The 16,801-nt window shown below is 37.9% G+C and carries 14 protein-coding genes; all 14 read left to right on the top strand.

Annotation, left to right across the window (positions count from 1 at the left end):
• Positions 1 to 8 precede the first annotated feature (8 nt).
• The 14 genes from MKY29_RS17785 to MKY29_RS17720 all read left to right on the top strand — a co-directional run bounded on the left by MKY29_RS17785 (position 9) and on the right by MKY29_RS17720 (position 16,787).
• On the top strand, positions 9 to 1,055 hold the full coding sequence (locus MKY29_RS17785) for a DUF3048 domain-containing protein (RefSeq protein ID WP_340880410.1): 1,047 nt from the start codon (positions 9 to 11) through the stop codon (positions 1,053 to 1,055).
• Between the two features lie 81 nt (positions 1,056 to 1,136).
• Complete coding sequence (locus tag MKY29_RS17780; RefSeq protein WP_090568010.1) at positions 1,137 to 1,457, top strand: YerC/YecD family TrpR-related protein; 321 nt, start codon at positions 1,137 to 1,139, stop codon at positions 1,455 to 1,457.
• Positions 1,458 to 1,570: 113 nt separating this feature from the next.
• Positions 1,571 to 2,266, top strand: a complete 696-nt coding sequence (locus tag MKY29_RS17775; protein WP_241598278.1) for a heptaprenylglyceryl phosphate synthase — start codon at positions 1,571 to 1,573, stop codon at positions 2,264 to 2,266.
• A gap of 47 nt (positions 2,267 to 2,313) precedes the next feature.
• The gene (gene pcrA / locus MKY29_RS17770; RefSeq protein ID WP_340880408.1) at positions 2,314 to 4,542 is read left to right on the top strand and encodes a DNA helicase PcrA; all 2,229 of its coding nucleotides are present in this window, start codon (positions 2,314 to 2,316) and stop codon (positions 4,540 to 4,542) included.
• A gap of 21 nt (positions 4,543 to 4,563) precedes the next feature.
• Entirely contained in the window at positions 4,564 to 6,567 is a 2,004-nt protein-coding gene (gene ligA, locus MKY29_RS17765; RefSeq protein ID WP_340880407.1) for an NAD-dependent DNA ligase LigA, read from the top strand.
• 14 nt (positions 6,568 to 6,581) lie between these two features.
• On the top strand, positions 6,582 to 7,715 hold the full coding sequence (locus MKY29_RS17760; RefSeq protein WP_340880406.1) for a CamS family sex pheromone protein: 1,134 nt from the start codon (positions 6,582 to 6,584) through the stop codon (positions 7,713 to 7,715).
• Between the two features lie 84 nt (positions 7,716 to 7,799).
• Positions 7,800 to 8,090, top strand: a complete 291-nt coding sequence (gene gatC / locus MKY29_RS17755; protein WP_090568021.1) for an Asp-tRNA(Asn)/Glu-tRNA(Gln) amidotransferase subunit GatC — start codon at positions 7,800 to 7,802, stop codon at positions 8,088 to 8,090.
• Positions 8,091 to 8,111: 21 nt separating this feature from the next.
• Complete coding sequence (gene gatA / locus MKY29_RS17750) at positions 8,112 to 9,575, top strand: Asp-tRNA(Asn)/Glu-tRNA(Gln) amidotransferase subunit GatA (protein WP_090568024.1); 1,464 nt, start codon at positions 8,112 to 8,114, stop codon at positions 9,573 to 9,575.
• Between the two features lies 1 nt (position 9,576).
• Positions 9,577 to 11,004: an Asp-tRNA(Asn)/Glu-tRNA(Gln) amidotransferase subunit GatB gene (gene gatB, locus MKY29_RS17745; protein WP_090568027.1), complete on the top strand. Its 1,428-nt coding sequence runs from the start codon at positions 9,577 to 9,579 to the stop codon at positions 11,002 to 11,004.
• Positions 11,005 to 11,835: 831 nt separating this feature from the next.
• A complete protein-coding gene (locus tag MKY29_RS17740; protein ID WP_340880405.1) occupies positions 11,836 to 12,465 on the top strand; it encodes a Type 1 glutamine amidotransferase-like domain-containing protein in 630 nt (209 codons plus the stop codon).
• A gap of 77 nt (positions 12,466 to 12,542) precedes the next feature.
• On the top strand, positions 12,543 to 13,106 hold the full coding sequence (locus MKY29_RS17735; protein ID WP_340880404.1) for a thioredoxin family protein: 564 nt from the start codon (positions 12,543 to 12,545) through the stop codon (positions 13,104 to 13,106).
• Between the two features lie 127 nt (positions 13,107 to 13,233).
• Entirely contained in the window at positions 13,234 to 14,145 is a 912-nt protein-coding gene (locus MKY29_RS17730; RefSeq protein WP_093495212.1) for a diacylglycerol kinase, read from the top strand.
• Positions 14,146 to 14,415: 270 nt separating this feature from the next.
• Positions 14,416 to 15,762 carry a cytochrome ubiquinol oxidase subunit I gene (locus tag MKY29_RS17725; RefSeq protein ID WP_090568038.1) on the top strand — a complete coding sequence of 449 codons (1,347 nt, stop codon included), beginning with the start codon at positions 14,416 to 14,418 and terminating at the stop codon, positions 15,760 to 15,762.
• Positions 15,759 to 16,787 carry a cytochrome d ubiquinol oxidase subunit II gene (locus MKY29_RS17720; RefSeq protein ID WP_340880403.1) on the top strand — a complete coding sequence of 343 codons (1,029 nt, stop codon included), beginning with the start codon at positions 15,759 to 15,761 and terminating at the stop codon, positions 16,785 to 16,787. The genes MKY29_RS17725 and MKY29_RS17720 overlap by 4 nt, the downstream gene beginning before the upstream one ends.
• Positions 16,788 to 16,801 lie beyond the last annotated feature (14 nt).

Genomic DNA, 16,801 nt, shown 5'->3' with positions numbered 1-16,801 from the left:
CGTTGGTTGTGTTCAAACGATGGGGAATTTTAATAGCTGCTAGTGTACTTCTCGTAGCTTGTTCCAGTAAAGATGAAGCAGATCCAGTAGAAGAGATAATAGAAGATGTAGTGGAAGAAGTAGAAGTACAAGCGGAGGAAGAAGTGCTGCCGTATAGGGCTCCCTTCACTGGTATTGGCTCAGAAAAAGAATTGACACAAAGACCCGTATTAGTCACTATCAACAATCATCCGCTCGCACGTCCACAGTCGGGAATAGCAAAAGCAGATATCATTTATGAAATGTTAGCAGAAGGCAATGTGACAAGATTTTTAGCAGTGTACCAAAGTGAGATTCCAGAAAAACTTGGACCTGTTAGAAGTGCTAGAGATTACTTTGTTGACGTTGCCAAAGGGCTAGACGCATTTTATATTGCACATGGATATAGTCCAGATGCTCAAAAAATGCTGAGTTCTAGAGTAGTTGATAATATAAATGGAATGCAATACGATGGCATATTATTTGAGCGATCAAGTGAAAGAAAAGCTCCTCATAATTCGTATATTACAAAAGAAAAGATTTTAGCAGGTGCGGAAAAAGTAGGAGCTTCGATGGAAATGAGTAAAATACCTAGGTTCTCTTTCTATGAATCCTTTGAAGGGATAAAAATTGGTAATCCCGTATCTAATTTTTCTATCCATTACGGATCGGGCTCATCTTTTGAGAATGAATATACGTATATATCGGATGAGGGTATTTATGAGAGAGAGACCGCTGGAGTTCTTACAATAGATAAAGAGACAGACAAAGCTATTAAAATTGCAAATGTAATATGCATGGAAATTCCACATAAAGTTATTGATAGTTCTGGTAGACGTCAGTTATCTTTGAATGATGGAGGAAGAGCTTATATATTCCAAGCAGGTATTATGAAGGAAATCGAATGGGAAAATATTGATGGAATTCTTATGCCGATGGAAAATGGGGTTCCTGCAAAACTAGTACCGGGACAGACTTGGATCAATTTTATACCAACTAGTCCTGGATTAGAGGAAATGGTAACTTATTTACCTTAACTAGCCTAGGTATTGTATGTAATAAGTGAAAATCCAGATACGAAATAATATAGCCAATTAAATAAAGAGGAGATGACCGCAATGCAGATTGAAAAAATTAAAGGCAATCAAACCGAACAACTATTTAAAGCGGTACTAGAATTAAAGGATATGGAAGAGTGCTATCGATTTTTTGATGATCTATGTACGATAAGTGAAATTCAATCCTTGGCACAGCGTTTCGAGGTCGCACATTTATTGCGCTTGAAAAAAACATATGAATCTATAAAAAAAGAAACTGGGGCAAGTACTGCAACAATATCACGTGTAAGACGTGCATATGACTATGGTAATGGTACCTACGATGAGATGTTAGGGCGACTATATCCTGATGAAAATCCAGTACCAACAATAAAAGAGTAGGAAGAAAAATATAAGTTTTCAAAATATGTTAGAACATGTACTGAACAGCGATGTCTGTTCAGTTTTTTTGTTATAATGGATGAATGTTAACTAATTAGATGTAGGTGAAAAAAATGGAATATAAAGATTGGCGACATATATTTAAGTTAGACCCGGCAAAACCTATAGGTGCAGATGCTCTAGAAAAAATCTGCGAATCTGGTACAGATGCAATTATCATCGGTGGATCTGACAATGTAACACTCGACAATGTGATTGATTTGCTCATGCGTATTAGAAGGTATGCAGTTCCTGTGGCATTAGAAGTATCTACGATTGAATCTATTACACCTGGGTTCGATTATTATTTTATACCGAGTGTATTAAATAGCTCTGAAACGAAGTGGGTAAAGGATTTACATCATGCAGCTACCAAGGAGTTCGGAGAAGTTATGAATTGGGATGAGATTATCCCAGAGGGGTATTGCATTTTAAATCCCGATTGTAAAGCGGCAAAATTGACGAATGCAGTGAATCCGAGCAGTGAAGAAGATATAATAGCTTATGCGGAAATGGTGGAGTATTTATTTAAATTTCCAGTCTTCTACATGGAATATAGCGGAATGTATGGAAACGTAGAAACTGTGAAAAAAGTAAAGAATCGTTTAAAAAACACAAAGCTATTTTATGGTGGAGGTATACAAACAGAGGAGCATGCAAGACAAATGGCTACCTATGCGGATACAATCATTGTGGGCAATCAAGTATACGACAACTTGGCAGAGGCATTAAAGACAGTTCAAGCTGTAAAGACATTGAGTAAACAATAGAATTACGATATGATTAGGGAACAAATGTTCTCGAAAGGAAGTGCACTATGGAAATCATCGCGAAAAACCTATTGAATGGTATGAATAAAGAACAAGAAGAAGCCGTGAAGACAACAGAAGGTCCACTTCTTATTATGGCTGGTGCAGGTTCAGGGAAAACGCGTGTATTAACGCATCGAATCGCATATTTAATCGTGGAAAAAGAAGTATACCCATCGAAAATCTTAGCAATCACCTTTACAAACAAAGCGGCAAGAGAAATGCGTGAACGTATTAACGGCTTATTGGGAGCAGGAACAGGGGAAAGAATGTGGGTGTCAACGTTTCACTCCATGTGCGTACGTATTTTAAGAAGAGATATTGATCGAATTGGATACACAAAAAACTTTTCGATATTAGATACAAGTGATCAATTAACGGTTATTAAAAATGTGCTAAAAGAACAAAATATTGATTCGAAACAATATGACCCTCGCTCGATGCTTAATGCCATCAGTGGTGCCAAAAATATTTGTATCGATTCGGATACGTATCGTGCGCAGATGAATGAGATGAATCCATTTGAAAAGACAGTGGCAAATGTGTATCAAAGCTATCAAAAAAAATTGAGAAAGAACCAATCCCTCGATTTTGATGATTTAATCATGTTGACATTGACATTATTTAAACGAGTTCCTGATGTGCTTGAATTTTACCAAAACAAGTTCCAGTATATCCATGTGGATGAATATCAGGATACGAACAAAGCACAGTATGAACTAGTGCAGATGCTTGCTAAAAAGTTCAAAAATATTTGTGTCGTTGGTGACTCGGACCAATCAATTTATCGTTGGCGTGGAGCTGATATTCAGAATATCTTATCGTTTGAAAAAGATTACCCAAATGCAAAAGCAATTATGCTAGAGCAAAATTATCGTTCATCACAACGAATCTTACAGGCAGCAAATGACGTCATTGGTAATAACACGAGTAGATATCCGAAGGTTTTGCGAACGGAGAATCTAGAAGGGGAAAAAATCGAGTTATTCCGAGCGATGAATGAACAGCAGGAAGCACAATATGTAGTTCAAAAAATTCAAGACTTGATGGAACTAGAAAATCGTACTTTAAATGATTTTGCTATTTTATACCGTACGAATGCTCAATCCCGTGTGATGGAGGAAGTGCTCGTTAAATCGAATATGGCTTACACAATTGTGGGCGGCACAAAATTCTATGATCGTAAAGAGATTAAAGATTTACTTGCCTATCTACGTTTGATAGCCAACAACGATGATGATTTGTCTCTTGCTCGGATTATTAATGAGCCTAAACGAAACATTGGAGCGACATCCTTTGAACGTATGGCGCTCTATGCACTGGACCAGGACCGCTCGATTTTAGACGCGTTAAGTGAAGTGGACTTTATGGGGATACCAGCTCGTGCTGTAAACTCAGTTATTCAATTTCAAGGGTTAATCAATAACCTGACCCAAATGCAGGAGTTTTTGTCTGTGACAGAAATTGTCGAGCAAGTGCTAGATAAGACAGGATATCGCACGATGTTGAAAAATGAAAAGACAATTGAAGCAGAAAGTCGCTTAGAAAATATTGAAGAGTTTCTGTCTGTAACGAAAGAATTTGAGAAACAGAGTGATGACAAGTCGTTAGTTGCATTTTTAACTGATTTGGCACTTATCTCAGATATAGATAAATTGGATGAAGATGAAGATGTATCTAAAGGGAATATTATTTTAATGACAATGCATGCGGCAAAAGGGTTAGAATTCCCTGTAGTATTTATCATTGGGATGGAAGAAAACATCTTCCCACATTCACGATCACTTGGTGACGATGATGAAATGGAAGAGGAACGACGCTTGGCCTACGTGGGAATCACTAGAGCAGAAGAAAGACTTGTAATTACCTGTGCGCAGTCTCGAACTATTTTTGGTCGTGGAAGTTTTAATAGCCCATCTCGTTTTATCAAAGAAATTTCAGATGATATTCTGGAAGTCGTTGGTTGGACAAAAGATATTGGCAAAAATCCAGAAAGACATGCAAAAGCTAGTGGTAATACTCGTAAAGCAGTAGTTACTCGTCCAGCATACAACGAGTCTGGTGGAGAAAAAATGGGCTGGCAAGTCGGAGACAAAGCGACTCATAAAAAATGGGGTGAAGGTATGGTTGTCAGTGTTCGTGGAGAAGGTGAGAATACTGAGCTAGATATTGCATTCCCAAGTCCTACGGGTATTAAGCGTCTGCTTGCAAAATTTGCCCCAATCGAAAAAGTATAATCACAACAGGAGGAACCCTGGATGGATCAGTTAGAACAACGAGTACAAGAGCTACACAAATTGTTGAATGATTATGGACATGCCTATTATGTATTAGATGATCCTATTGTTCCGGATGCCGTATACGACCAATACTTGCATGAACTAATAGCTTTGGAGGAACAAAATCCAGATTTAATATTACCAGATTCTCCTACTCAGCGAGTTGGTTCCATCGTAAGTGAAGGCTTTAAAAAAGTAACTCATGCCAATCCAATGCTAAGCCTATCCAATGCATTTGGCGAAGAGGATTTACGTGATTTTGATAAACGCATTCAAGGTATTATCGGTGAGTCACCAACGTATGTATGTGAATTGAAAATTGATGGTCTTGCAATTTCCTTATTGTATGAGGATGGACTTTTAAAAAGAGGAGCTACCCGTGGGGATGGTTCCACCGGTGAAGATATTACAAGTAATATTAAAACCATTCGTTCGATTCCAATGCGCTTAAAAGAAAAGGTAACCATAGAGGCAAGAGGGGAAGCATACATGCCAAAGTCTTCCTTCTCTAAGTTGAATGAAGAACGTACAGCACAAGCAGAAGTCTTATTTGCCAATCCACGCAATGCGGCAGCAGGTTCCTTACGTCAGCTCGACCCTAAAATTACTGCTAGTCGTAATTTAGCCATGTTCGTATATGGTATGGGTGGCGATGGTGAGGATCAGAATATAGACAATCATTTGGATGCACTAGGATTTATGAAGAAACAGGGGTTACCAACTAATAAGGAAACAAAAAAATGTACATCCATTGAAGAAGTACTTAGCTTTATAGAAGAATGGACGAAAAAAAGACATGACATTCCATATGAAATTGATGGGATTGTTATTAAAGTAAATGACTATGCACAGCAAGAAGAGCTAGGGTTTACCGCGAAGAGTCCACGCTTTGCGATAGCGTACAAATTTCCGGCAGAGGAAGTAGTTACTAAAATTATCGATATTGACTTAACGGTTGGTCGTACGGGTGTTGTCACTCCAACTGCTATTTTAGAACCGGCACAAGTAGCTGGATCTACTGTGCAACGTGCAACACTTCATAACGAAGATTTAATCCGTGAAAAGGATATTAGAATTGGTGATCATGTTATTATCAGAAAAGCTGGAGATATTATTCCAGAAGTAGTTTCCGTTATAAAGGAAGAGAGAAAAGGCACGGAAGTACCATACGAAATGCCAAGCCATTGTCCTGTTTGTGAAAGTGAATTAGTTAGAATCGAACAAGAAGTCGCACTTCGTTGTGTAAATCCACAATGTCCCGCTCAAATCCAAGAAGGTATTTACCACTTTGCGTCTCGCAATGCCATGAATATTGATGGACTTGGTGAAAAAGTGGTTGAACAGCTGTTTAGAGAACAATTAATAAAAGATATTTCAGATCTATATAATCTGACAGTGGACGATTTAGTAAAGCTTGAGCGTATGGGACTCAAATCGGCAACTAATTTAGTGGAAGCAATAGAAGCATCTAAAGCAAACTCAATGGAAAAAGTATTATTTGGACTTGGAATTCGCCATATTGGGGAAAAAGCGGCAAAAATATTATCCGAGAGTTTTCATAGCTTTGATGCGCTAATGAAAGCAACAAGAGAAGAGCTTATAGCGATTTTTGAAATTGGAGACAAAATGGCTGATTCATTAGTGACCTATTTTGAGCAAGAAGAAGTCCAATTACTGGTTAATCGCTTAAAAGAAGCAGGATTGACACTACAGTATACTGGTAGAATTATTGATGCGAATGTAATGGAAAATAGTCCATTTGCAGGGAAAACAGTTGTTTTAACAGGTAAACTAATGCAACTATCTCGTACAGAAGCAAAAGAAAAAATAGAGTCATTAGGTGGTAAAGTTGCTGGAAGTGTCAGTAAGAAAACAGATTTGGTCATTGCTGGAGAAGAAGCAGGATCTAAACTTGAAAAAGCCACAAGCCTCGGTATCGAGGTTTGGGATGAACAAAAATTATTAGACTCCATAGCGGAGTAAAGGGAGTGGCGAACATGACCAAAAAACATATAGGCATGTTGACGCTGGCTTTATTACTAACGGTCTCAGGTTGTGCCCCTTCTTTGGATGACAAAACAGAGGTTATTCAAAATACAGAAGAAGCAGCAGAGGCCAAATCAGTAATAATTCCGAGTTTGCAGCTAGACGAAACATATTATCGAACATTATTACCTTACGAGGAAAGTGCGAGTAGAGGGTTAGTAGTATCCAACTTATCTAGTAAGTATGATATGAAGGAAGTGGAAAATGGACTTCTTCGTATTTCTCAAAATGAGTTTTCGCCAGAAAAGTATTTGTTCCAGGAAGGGCAGTACTTAGATACGAGTACCTTAAAGGATTGGCTAGCAAGAAGCAATCAAGAAGAAGGTGGATTAAATCCTAGTGATGTAGGTTTAACTGGGGAAGAAAAAGCAAAAAAAGCCCCGGTTTATATTACGCATATCGTGGAACAAAACTATTTAGAAAAAGTAGATAATAAAGTAAGTCTATCAGGAATTTCCATAGGATTGGCGTTAAATTCAACTTATTACTACAACAAAGAAAAATATGGTGCTACGTTTGAAGAGAAACTGACCCAGGCTCAGATTGAAGAGAATGGCAAACGAATCGCTGAAGAAGTAGTTACCCGTTTACGTAAAATGGATGGTCTTGCGGATATTCCAATTGTAGTCGGCTTGTTCAAACAAAATAGCCGGAACGCAGTTGTTCCAGGAACATATTTTACGTATAGTACAGCGACAGCAGGAAAAAATGTATCTGACTGGAAAGCAATTGACGAGGAGTATGTTCTATTTCCTACTGCGGACTCTCAAGAAAAATACCGTGATTTAGATACAGTTTTCCGCGGCTTCAAACAAGATGTAGAAACATACTTTTCCAATTATACGAGTATTATTGGGACAGGTTATTTCAAAGATAAGCAACTTCAAAAGTTGACAATCACTATTCCTATACAGTTTTATGGTACTGCAGAGGTTATTGGATTTACACAGCATCTTGCAGGCTTAGTAAAAAATCTCCCTGCGATGAATATTGAAGTACAAGTGAATTCGATAGATGGTGCAGAGGCATTATTAGTGAAAAAAGCTGGTGATGAAGAACCGTATGTGCATATATACACACAATAAGGAGTAAAGAGGTACTCTCTGTTCAAGCAGAGTGAAAAATGATATGATATTTCGTATGGTTACCTGAATTCGGAGGTGTGATAAATGGCGGAGTTAACAAAAGAAGAAGTAAAGCATGTTGCCCATCTTGCGAGACTTGCAATTACAGAGGAAGAAGCAGAAAAGTTTGCACTTCAACTAGGAGCAATCACGGAATTTGCTGAGCAATTAAAAGAGTTGGATACAACAAATGTAGAACCTACTACACATGTCCTTCCATTAGTAAACGTGCTACGTGAAGACGTAGCTACTAAAGGTTTGGAAAGAGATACGATGATGTTAAATGTGAAAGACCAAGAAGCTGGTCAAGTAAAAGTACCATCAATTATGGATTAATAAATGTAAGGAGGGAAAATCATGACGTTATTTAATCGCTCATCGAAAGAATTACAAGGGCTTATACATAATAAAGAAGTTTCTTTAGTGGATTTGACAAACGAAGCTTTTGCACGTGTAGAAAAACTTGATGGCGAAGTAGAAGCCTTCTTAGCTTTGAATAAAGAAAAAGCATTAGAAACAGCTACAGAATTAGAAAAAATACCTTTTGAAGAACGTGGACCATTATTCGGTTTACCGATCGGAGTAAAGGATAATATCGTAACAGAAGGATTAGAAACTACTTGTGCAAGTAAAATTTTACAAGGATTCAATCCTATTTATGATGCAACGGTTGTGAAAAAGTTACGCGAGGCTGGTATGATTACAATCGGTAAATTGAATATGGATGAATTTGCAATGGGATCTTCCAATGAAAATTCAGCCTATAAAACAACTAAAAACCCTTGGTCATTAGATCGTGTTCCTGGTGGTTCTTCAGGTGCATCAGCAGCAGCAGTAGCAGCTGGTGAGGTGCCGTTCTCGCTAGGTTCAGATACTGGTGGATCTATTCGTCAACCAGCATCCTATTGTGGTGTTGTCGGCATGAAACCTACGTATGGACGTGTTTCTCGCTTCGGTCTAGTAGCGTTTGCTTCTTCTTTAGATCAAATTGGTCCGATCACTCGTAACGTAGAAGACAATGCACTACTTCTAGAAGCAATTTCTGGAGTTGATGCAAATGATTCTACTTCAGCAGATGTTGATGTTCCAAACTTTGTAGCAGCTTTAACAGGAGATATTAAAGGTCTTCGTATTGCTGTACCTAAAGAATATTTAGGAGAAGGTGTAAGTGAAGCAGTTCGCCAATCTATTATGGATGCGTTGAAAGTATTAGAAGAACAGGGAGCAACTTGGGAAGAGGTTTCATTGCCACATTCTAAATACGCTTTAGCTACATACTATATTCTTTCATCTTCTGAGGCTTCTTCCAACCTTTCTCGTTTTGATGGAATTCGTTATGGCTTCCGTGCTGAAAACGTTGAAAACTTATTGGATCTTTATAAAGAAACTCGTGCACAAGGATTTGGTGACGAAGTTAAACGTCGTATTATGCTAGGTACTTATTCATTAAGCGCAGGTACTTACGATGCTTACTATAAAAAAGCACAGCAAGTTCGTACACTTATCAAACAAGATTTCGATAAAGTTTTAGCGGATTATGATGTAATTGTCGGACCAACGGCACCAACTCCAGCATTCAAAATTGGAGAAAACGTAGAAGATCCATTGACGATGTATGCAAATGATATTTTAACAATTCCAATTAACCTTGCAGGTGTACCAGCAATTTCTATCCCTTGTGGATTTGAAGATGGATTACCACTAGGTCTACAAATTATCGGGAATTATTTTGACGAGTCAACGATTTATCGCGTAGCACATGCTTATGAGCAATCTACTGATTTCCATAAACAAACTCCTCAGATTTGGGAGGGAAAATAACATGAACTTTGAAACAGTTATTGGATTAGAAGTACACGTAGAGTTAAAAACTAACTCGAAAATCTTCTCATCAGCACCTAATCATTTTGGGGCTGAACCAAACACAAACACAACAGTAATAGACCTAGGATACCCGGGTGTATTACCTGTATTGAATAAAAACGTAGTCGATTTTGCAATGCGTGCAGCACTTGCGCTAAATATGGAAATCGAGCAGAATACGAAGTTTGACCGTAAAAACTATTTCTATCCAGATAATCCGAAAGCATATCAAATTTCGCAATTTGATAAACCAATCGGTAAAAATGGTTGGGTTGAAATTGAAGTAAACGGTGAGAAAAAACGTATTGGAATTACTCGTCTTCATATGGAAGAAGATGCTGGGAAACTTTCCCATGCAGATGGATATTCTTTAGTTGACTTTAACCGTCAAGGAACTCCGCTAGTTGAAATCGTTTCAGAACCAGATATCCGTACACCTGAGGAAGCTTATGCTTACTTAGAAAAAGTAAAATCTATTATCCAATATACAGACGTTTCAGATTGTAAAATGGAAGAAGGATCTTTACGCTGTGATGCGAATATTTCTATTCGCCCTTATGGTCAAGAAGAATTTGGTACTAAAACTGAGTTGAAAAACTTAAACTCATTCAACTTTGTACGTAGAGGACTAGAGCACGAAGAAGTTCGTCAAGCAGAAGTATTATCTGCTGGTGGAATCATTGAACAAGAAACTCGTCGCTATGATGAGAAAACTGGTAAAACGATTCTTATGCGCGTTAAAGAAGGTACGGACGATTATCGTTATTTCCCAGAGCCAGATTTGGTGGATCTTGTAATTGATGATGCATGGTTAGAACGTGTACGCTCAGAAATCCCAGAGCTACCAGATGCTCGCAAACAACGTTATATAGAAGAGTTAGGGTTATCTCCATACGATGCACATGTATTAACATTATCTAAGGATATGGCTAACTTCTTTGAAGCAACTATTGCTGATGGAGCTGACGTAAAACTATCTGCTAACTGGATGATGGGTGAGGTTTCTGCATACTTAAACGCAGACCAAAAAGAATTGAAGGATATAGAACTAACTCCTGCTAATCTTTCTGGAATGATTAAATTGATCTCGGATGGTACTATCTCATCAAAAATCGCGAAAAAAGTTTTCAAAGAGCTTGCTGACAACGGTGGAGACGCTGCAGAAGTCGTAAAAGCTAAAGGCTTAGTACAAATTTCTGACGAAGGCGCCCTACGCGAAATCGTAACAGCAACACTTGATGCTAATCCGCAATCTATCGAAGACTTCAAAAACGGGAAAGACCGCGCAATCGGCTTCCTAGTTGGACAAATCATGAAAGCAACAAAAGGCCAAGCAAATCCGCCTCTTGTTAACAAAATCTTGAACGAAGAAATCGTAAAACGCTAATACTCAGGGATGCCCATTTCATTTGGGCATCCTTTTTTCTATAAAAGTATCCGCTCCCAAGCGCAAGTAAACCCCAATAATGAAGCTTTTCGCCAAGGCGAAAAGCTATTAGCATATAAATCTTCCAGATAACCCCGTTTAGCAAGTAAAAGTAAATACTCCGCAAGTAAACTGGTCCCGAGCGCAAGTATCTCACTAACTCCGCAAGTAACACCACCCTGAGGGCAAGTAAAGCCCAATATGGAAGCTTTTCACAAAGGCGAAAAGCTAAGAGTATATAAATCTTCCAGATAATCCCATTTAGCAAGTGAAAGCATCAACTCCGCAAGTATACTGGTCCCGAGTGCAAGTATCTAGCCAACTTCGCAAGTAAATCCACCTCGAGCGCAAGTAGATCCAAATAAGGAAGCTTTTCGCCTTGGCGAAAAGCTAAGTGCATTTAAATCTTCCAGATAATCCCGTTTAGCAAGTAAAAGCATATACTCCGCAAGTAAAAGCATTTAAACCTTCCAGATAATCCCGTTTAGCAAGTAAAAGTATCAACTCCGCAAGTAAACAGGTCCCGAGCGCAAGTATCTAACCAACTCCGCAAGTAAATCCACCTCGAGCGCAAGTAAACCCCATCCCACGGCAAGTAAACCCCATCCCACGGCAAGTAAACCCACTTATAGAAGGTTTTTCTTATATGTGATCGGTGCTCTCTCGTATAGCATACAACCTCTCATTCATCCAAATTTTAGGGATACAAAAACTAAATAGTATTTATTTCCATGTGTGTTGGTGCTATGATGAAAGAATATTTTAATTAATACGTAATGGGGAGTAAGCACAGTGGAGTTATGTTTTATTGGTGGCGGGCATGTTTTAAAAGGTGAATTGGATGAAGTATTTGAAGAATTGTCGAAGAGGATTAAACCAAATTCGAAAGTTTTAGTAGTTCCTTTTGCAACGGAAATTTCAAAGTATGATAGTTGGATGGAAAGTTTAATACAGGTTTTCTCTAACATTTCAAATGTGACACTAGATTTATTACATGAGGAACTTTCCACAAAAGAAATGGTTTCGATGATAAATGAGAGTGATGTTCTATATTTGATAGGTGGCAGACCAGAAAAGTTACTCAAGATAATCGAAGAAAAAGAACTTTCTTCAAGCATTAGAAATTATCCTAGGTTACAAATTGGTTATAGTGCAGGGGCTTTGGCATTTTGCCGGGAATGTATTTTAACAAAAGACGATGATTATCCAGAGTCGTTAGTGATAAAAGGTTTAGGTTTAGTAGACTTTAGCGTGGAGGTACATTATAACGAAGCATCTGATGATGAATTATTTGCACTTTCCACTGAACGTACTATTTATGCTCTCCCAGATGGAGGCGCCATTTTTTATAAGGATGGAGAAATACATAAAAAAGTGAATGACGTTATTTTATTTCAAGCGAAGAAGAAATCAATAATATAAAAAGTTATAGAATAGTCTAGCTTGTTTGAATAACGATTGAAAACGAAGTATACTTAGAAAAAAAGGAGGCAACTCACTTGTCTACAGAACAACAATATTTTGAAAATGCAAAGCCACTAACTCAATATATGGATGATATGACTACGAAGAAAGAAGAATCTTTCAGCATCTACAATAAATTCGATGTACCCGCAGATGATGAATTTATTGAAGTATTAAAGGAAAAAACACCACATATACTAGTTATTACAGAAGACTGGTGTGGCGATGCTATGATGAATAATGCTATTTTACGTAAAATTGCAGAGGCTGCTAATATTGAAGTACGTGCTGTTTATCGCGATGAAAACTTGGATTTAATAGATCAGCATTTAACAAATGGTGGCCGTTCAATTCCTGTTTATTTGTTGTTAAATAGAGATGGTGAAGTGGTTTCTAAATGGGGTCCACGCGCAGGGTTAGTTCAACAGTTTGTAATGGATGGTAGAGCAAAGTTTCCTGCAAAAGAAGATCCTTCTTTTGAGGAAATACAAAAAGAATTTTATGCGCAAATGACTAATGAGTTTATCAGCAATCAGGAATTTCATCTAGCTGTATATGAAGGTATACGTAATACTTGGATTCAAGCACTACAAAAATAAAATATTACTAACCACATTCCTAAAGGAGTCGGCTAGAGTCGACTCTTTTAATAGTGTCATGGAACTTTTTGTAATGATGTATAGTCTTTATGAGAAGTAAGTATTGTGAAGCAGAAAGGAAATAAGTATGAAACGTGCAAGAATTATCTATAATCCAACTTCCGGAAGAGAGTTATTTAAAAAACATTTACCAGAGGTTTTGGAAAGCTTAGAGATCGCTGGATATGAAACATCATGTCATGCGACCACAGCTGAAGGAGATGCCATCGAGGCAGCGAAGAAGGCGGTAGAAAATGGCTTTGATATTATCATTGCATCTGGAGGAGATGGAACGCTTAATGAGGTAGTTGCAGGTGTAAGTGAATTTGAGAAACGTCCTAAAATTGGGCTAATTCCGATGGGAACGACAAATGACTTTGCTAGAGCTGTTCATATTCCAAGAGACATAAAAAAAGCAGTGGATATTATTATTAAAGGTGATTCGATTCCAGTGGACGTAGGCTTAGTTAATGATCGCTATTTTATCAATATTGCTGGTGGCGGTCGAATTACGGAACTTACTTACGAAGTACCGAGCAAACTTAAAACGATGCTTGGGCAGCTTGCCTATTATTTAAAAGGTATAGAGATGCTTCCATCGATCAACGCAACAAAGGTTAGAATTGAATATGATGGGGAAGTATTTGAGGACGAAGTAATGATGTTCTTAGTTGGTTTAACGAATTCAGTAGGTGGATTTGAAAAACTTGCTCCAAATTCGAGTATTAACGATGGGTTATTTTCTTTATTGATTCTAAAAAAAGTGAACATTGCTGAATTTATTCGTGTGGCGTCTTTAGCTTTACGCGGAGATCACTTAGCAGATCCACATGTTATTCATAAAAAAGCGAAACATATTAAAGTTACTTCTGATGATAAAGTTCTTCTTAACCTAGACGGGGAATACGGAGGGACTATTCCTGCAACATTCCAAAATTTATATAGACATATAGAGGTCTTTGTTCCAATCGATGAAATTCGAGAACAGGATAGACCGTAAGCAAAAGCTCAGCATTATAAATGTTGAGCTTTTTTGTATGAAATTTTAAACCATAGAAAATCAAAAATCCCTGTCTTGCTATCATAATTTTGTATTACCTTCATAATAATAAAGTTCAATAACTTTAATTTTGGGTATTATGTAGGTAAAGGGGTGAAGCACATGTATAAGAAACAGGAAAAGTATTTAATGTGGCTTGCTTTTATTGTGGCAGGAATCATGATGCTATCGATTGCGGGGAGAATATTTGGTAATTAGAAAGGGGGAAGAATGATGAATGAAGAATCCGTATTTTTTAGTCGCGTACTAACCGAATTGACCTTATCGTTTCATATTATTTACGCAACTATTGGTGTTGGTGTTCCTTTAATGATTATGATAGCCCAATGGGTAGGTATTAAAAAGAATGATGAACATTACATATTACTAGCACGAAGATGGGCGAGAGGATTCGTAATTACTGTTGCAGTTGGTGTAGTGACTGGAACAGCGATTGGTATGCAACTTTCTTTACTCTGGCCGAACTTTATGGAACTAGCGGGAAATATTATTGCCCTTCCACTATTTATGGAGACATTTGCTTTCTTTTTTGAAGCTATTTTCCTAGGAATTTACTTATACACATGGGATCGATTTGAGAATCAAAAGAAGCACCTTCTGTTACTTATTCCAGTAGCTGTTGGAGCATCATTTTCCGCTGTTTTTATCACAATCGTAAATGCATTTATGAATGCACCCCAAGGGTTTGATGTATTAAACGGAGAGTTAGTGAATATTAGCCCACTTCTAGCTATGTTCAATCCTGCTATGCCAACAAAGGTAGCACATGTAGTAGTGACTGCATATATGACGTCTGCATTTGTGTTAGCGGCAATTGCAGCTTTCCGTTTATTGAAAGGCTCGAATCATATATATCATAAAAAAGCATTATTCTTAACAATGAAGGTTGGCTTAGTATTCTCAATTGCTACTGCTATTATTGGAGACTTTTCGGGGAAATATTTAGCTGAATATCAGCCAGAAAAGCTAGCAGCTGCGGAATGGCATTTTGAAACGGAAGAAAGTGCACCACTAATTTTATATGGAATCTTAGATGATGGAGAAGTGAAGTATGCGATAGAAATACCTTTTGCTTTAAGCATTCTAGCACATTTTAATCCGACTGCAGAAGTAATTGGTTTAGATCAGTTCCCTGCAGATGAAACACCACCGTTATATATCCACTATCTTTTCGATATTATGGTGACGATTGGTATGTCGATGGTAGTACTTTCGGGATTATACTGGCTAGGTACGAAGCTAAAATGGGCATTTGTTAACTCCAAGTGGTATCGCTGGCTCATTGTTCTAGGTGGACCGGCATCAATTATAGCGATTGAAGCAGGATGGTGGCTTGCAGAAGTCGGAAGGCAGCCTTGGATTCTAAGAGGTATTATGCGAGTCGAAGATGCTGCAACGACCAGTCCCCATGTGGATATTATGCTCATACTATTTGCAGGACTGTACTTGGTACTTGGTGTCGGAAGTATTGTAGTTTTAACGCGCATGTTTAGGAAAAACCCAGTGGAACAGGAAATAGAGGATAGACATGTAGAAAAAGGCGGTGATATATTATGACATTAGAAATCATCGGAATCTTTGTGTTGTGGACATTTCTTTTTGGCTATTTGATCGTTGCATCTATTGACTTTGGTGCAGGTTTTTTTAACGCTTACAGTTTACTCACTGGTAAGCAACGAATTCTAACGAATATTATACAGCGCTACTTGTCACCAGTTTGGGAAGTAACGAATGTGTTTCTTGTATTTTTCTTTGTTGGCATTATCGGATTTTTCCCGAAGACTGCTTTTTATTATGGTACGACCTTACTAGTACCTGCGAGTATAGCGTTAATATTACTTGCAATCCGTGGCTCCTACTATGCTTTTGAAACGTATGGTTCTAGAGGGCATAAGGGATATTCATTTATGTATGGTCTTGCTGGTCTATTTATCCCAGCAGCACTTTCCATTGTATTAACTATTTCAGAGGGCGGCTTTGTTCACATGATTAATGAATCACCAACTCTCGATTATGAAGCGCTATTTACAAGTCCTCTCACATGGTCGATTGTAGTGCTAAGCCTTTCTTCTGTTTTGTATATTTCATCAGTGTTTTTGACCTGGTATGCCAATAAAGCAGGTGATTTAGATGCAACTAGGCTGATGAGAAAGTATGCGCTCATTTGGGCACTTCCCACCATTATAACAGCGGGCGGAATTATGGTGGAGCTCCGTTCACATAATCTGGAGCACTATGAAAATATGCTCGATATATGGTGGGCATTTGCATTGTCGTTATTGCTCTTTATCGGAACAGTATGGTTATTATGGTCGAAAAGAAGTTACGGATTGGCATTTGTGCTACTAGGAGGGCAATTCTTAATAGCGTTCTTCTCATACGGATTTGCGCATCTTCCATATTTACTGTATCCACACTTAACGATATATGACAGCTTTACAAATGAAGCTATGGCTATTGCCTTAATTGTCGCTTTTATAGCTGGGCTTGCTCTGCTAATCCCATCGTTGTATTTATTACTAAGATTATTTTTATTCAATAAAGACTATGTACGTGGAAAAAAAGAAAATAACCACGCGTAAGGAGGAGAGATTAT

Origin of the sequence: Psychrobacillus sp. FSL K6-2365 (assembly GCF_038003165.1) — a bacterium.
GTDB classification, from domain to species: Bacteria; Bacillota; Bacilli; order Bacillales_A; family Planococcaceae; genus Psychrobacillus; species Psychrobacillus psychrodurans.
Note: the sequence above shows the minus strand (reverse complement) of the source record. Positions and strands in the feature narration are given on the sequence as shown.

What these genes read in the sequence shown, in the direction of transcription:
- pcrA (WP_340880408.1), top strand. Translation starts at nt 2,314, where the DNA reads ATGGAAATCATCGCGAAAAACCTATTGAATGGTATGAATAAAGAACAA.
- MKY29_RS17775 (WP_241598278.1), top strand. Translation starts at nt 1,571, where the DNA reads ATGGAATATAAAGATTGGCGACATATATTTAAGTTAGACCCGGCAAAA.
- MKY29_RS17780 (WP_090568010.1), top strand. Translation starts at nt 1,137, where the DNA reads ATGCAGATTGAAAAAATTAAAGGCAATCAAACCGAACAACTATTTAAA.
- MKY29_RS17730 (WP_093495212.1), top strand. Translation starts at nt 13,234, where the DNA reads ATGAAACGTGCAAGAATTATCTATAATCCAACTTCCGGAAGAGAGTTA.
- gatA (WP_090568024.1), top strand. Translation starts at nt 8,112, where the DNA reads ATGACGTTATTTAATCGCTCATCGAAAGAATTACAAGGGCTTATACAT.
- MKY29_RS17760 (WP_340880406.1), top strand. Translation starts at nt 6,582, where the DNA reads ATGACCAAAAAACATATAGGCATGTTGACGCTGGCTTTATTACTAACG.
- gatC (WP_090568021.1), top strand. Translation starts at nt 7,800, where the DNA reads ATGGCGGAGTTAACAAAAGAAGAAGTAAAGCATGTTGCCCATCTTGCG.
- gatB (WP_090568027.1), top strand. Translation starts at nt 9,577, where the DNA reads ATGAACTTTGAAACAGTTATTGGATTAGAAGTACACGTAGAGTTAAAA.
- MKY29_RS17720 (WP_340880403.1), top strand. Translation starts at nt 15,759, where the DNA reads ATGACATTAGAAATCATCGGAATCTTTGTGTTGTGGACATTTCTTTTT.
- ligA (WP_340880407.1), top strand. Translation starts at nt 4,564, where the DNA reads ATGGATCAGTTAGAACAACGAGTACAAGAGCTACACAAATTGTTGAAT.
- MKY29_RS17725 (WP_090568038.1), top strand. Translation starts at nt 14,416, where the DNA reads ATGATGAATGAAGAATCCGTATTTTTTAGTCGCGTACTAACCGAATTG.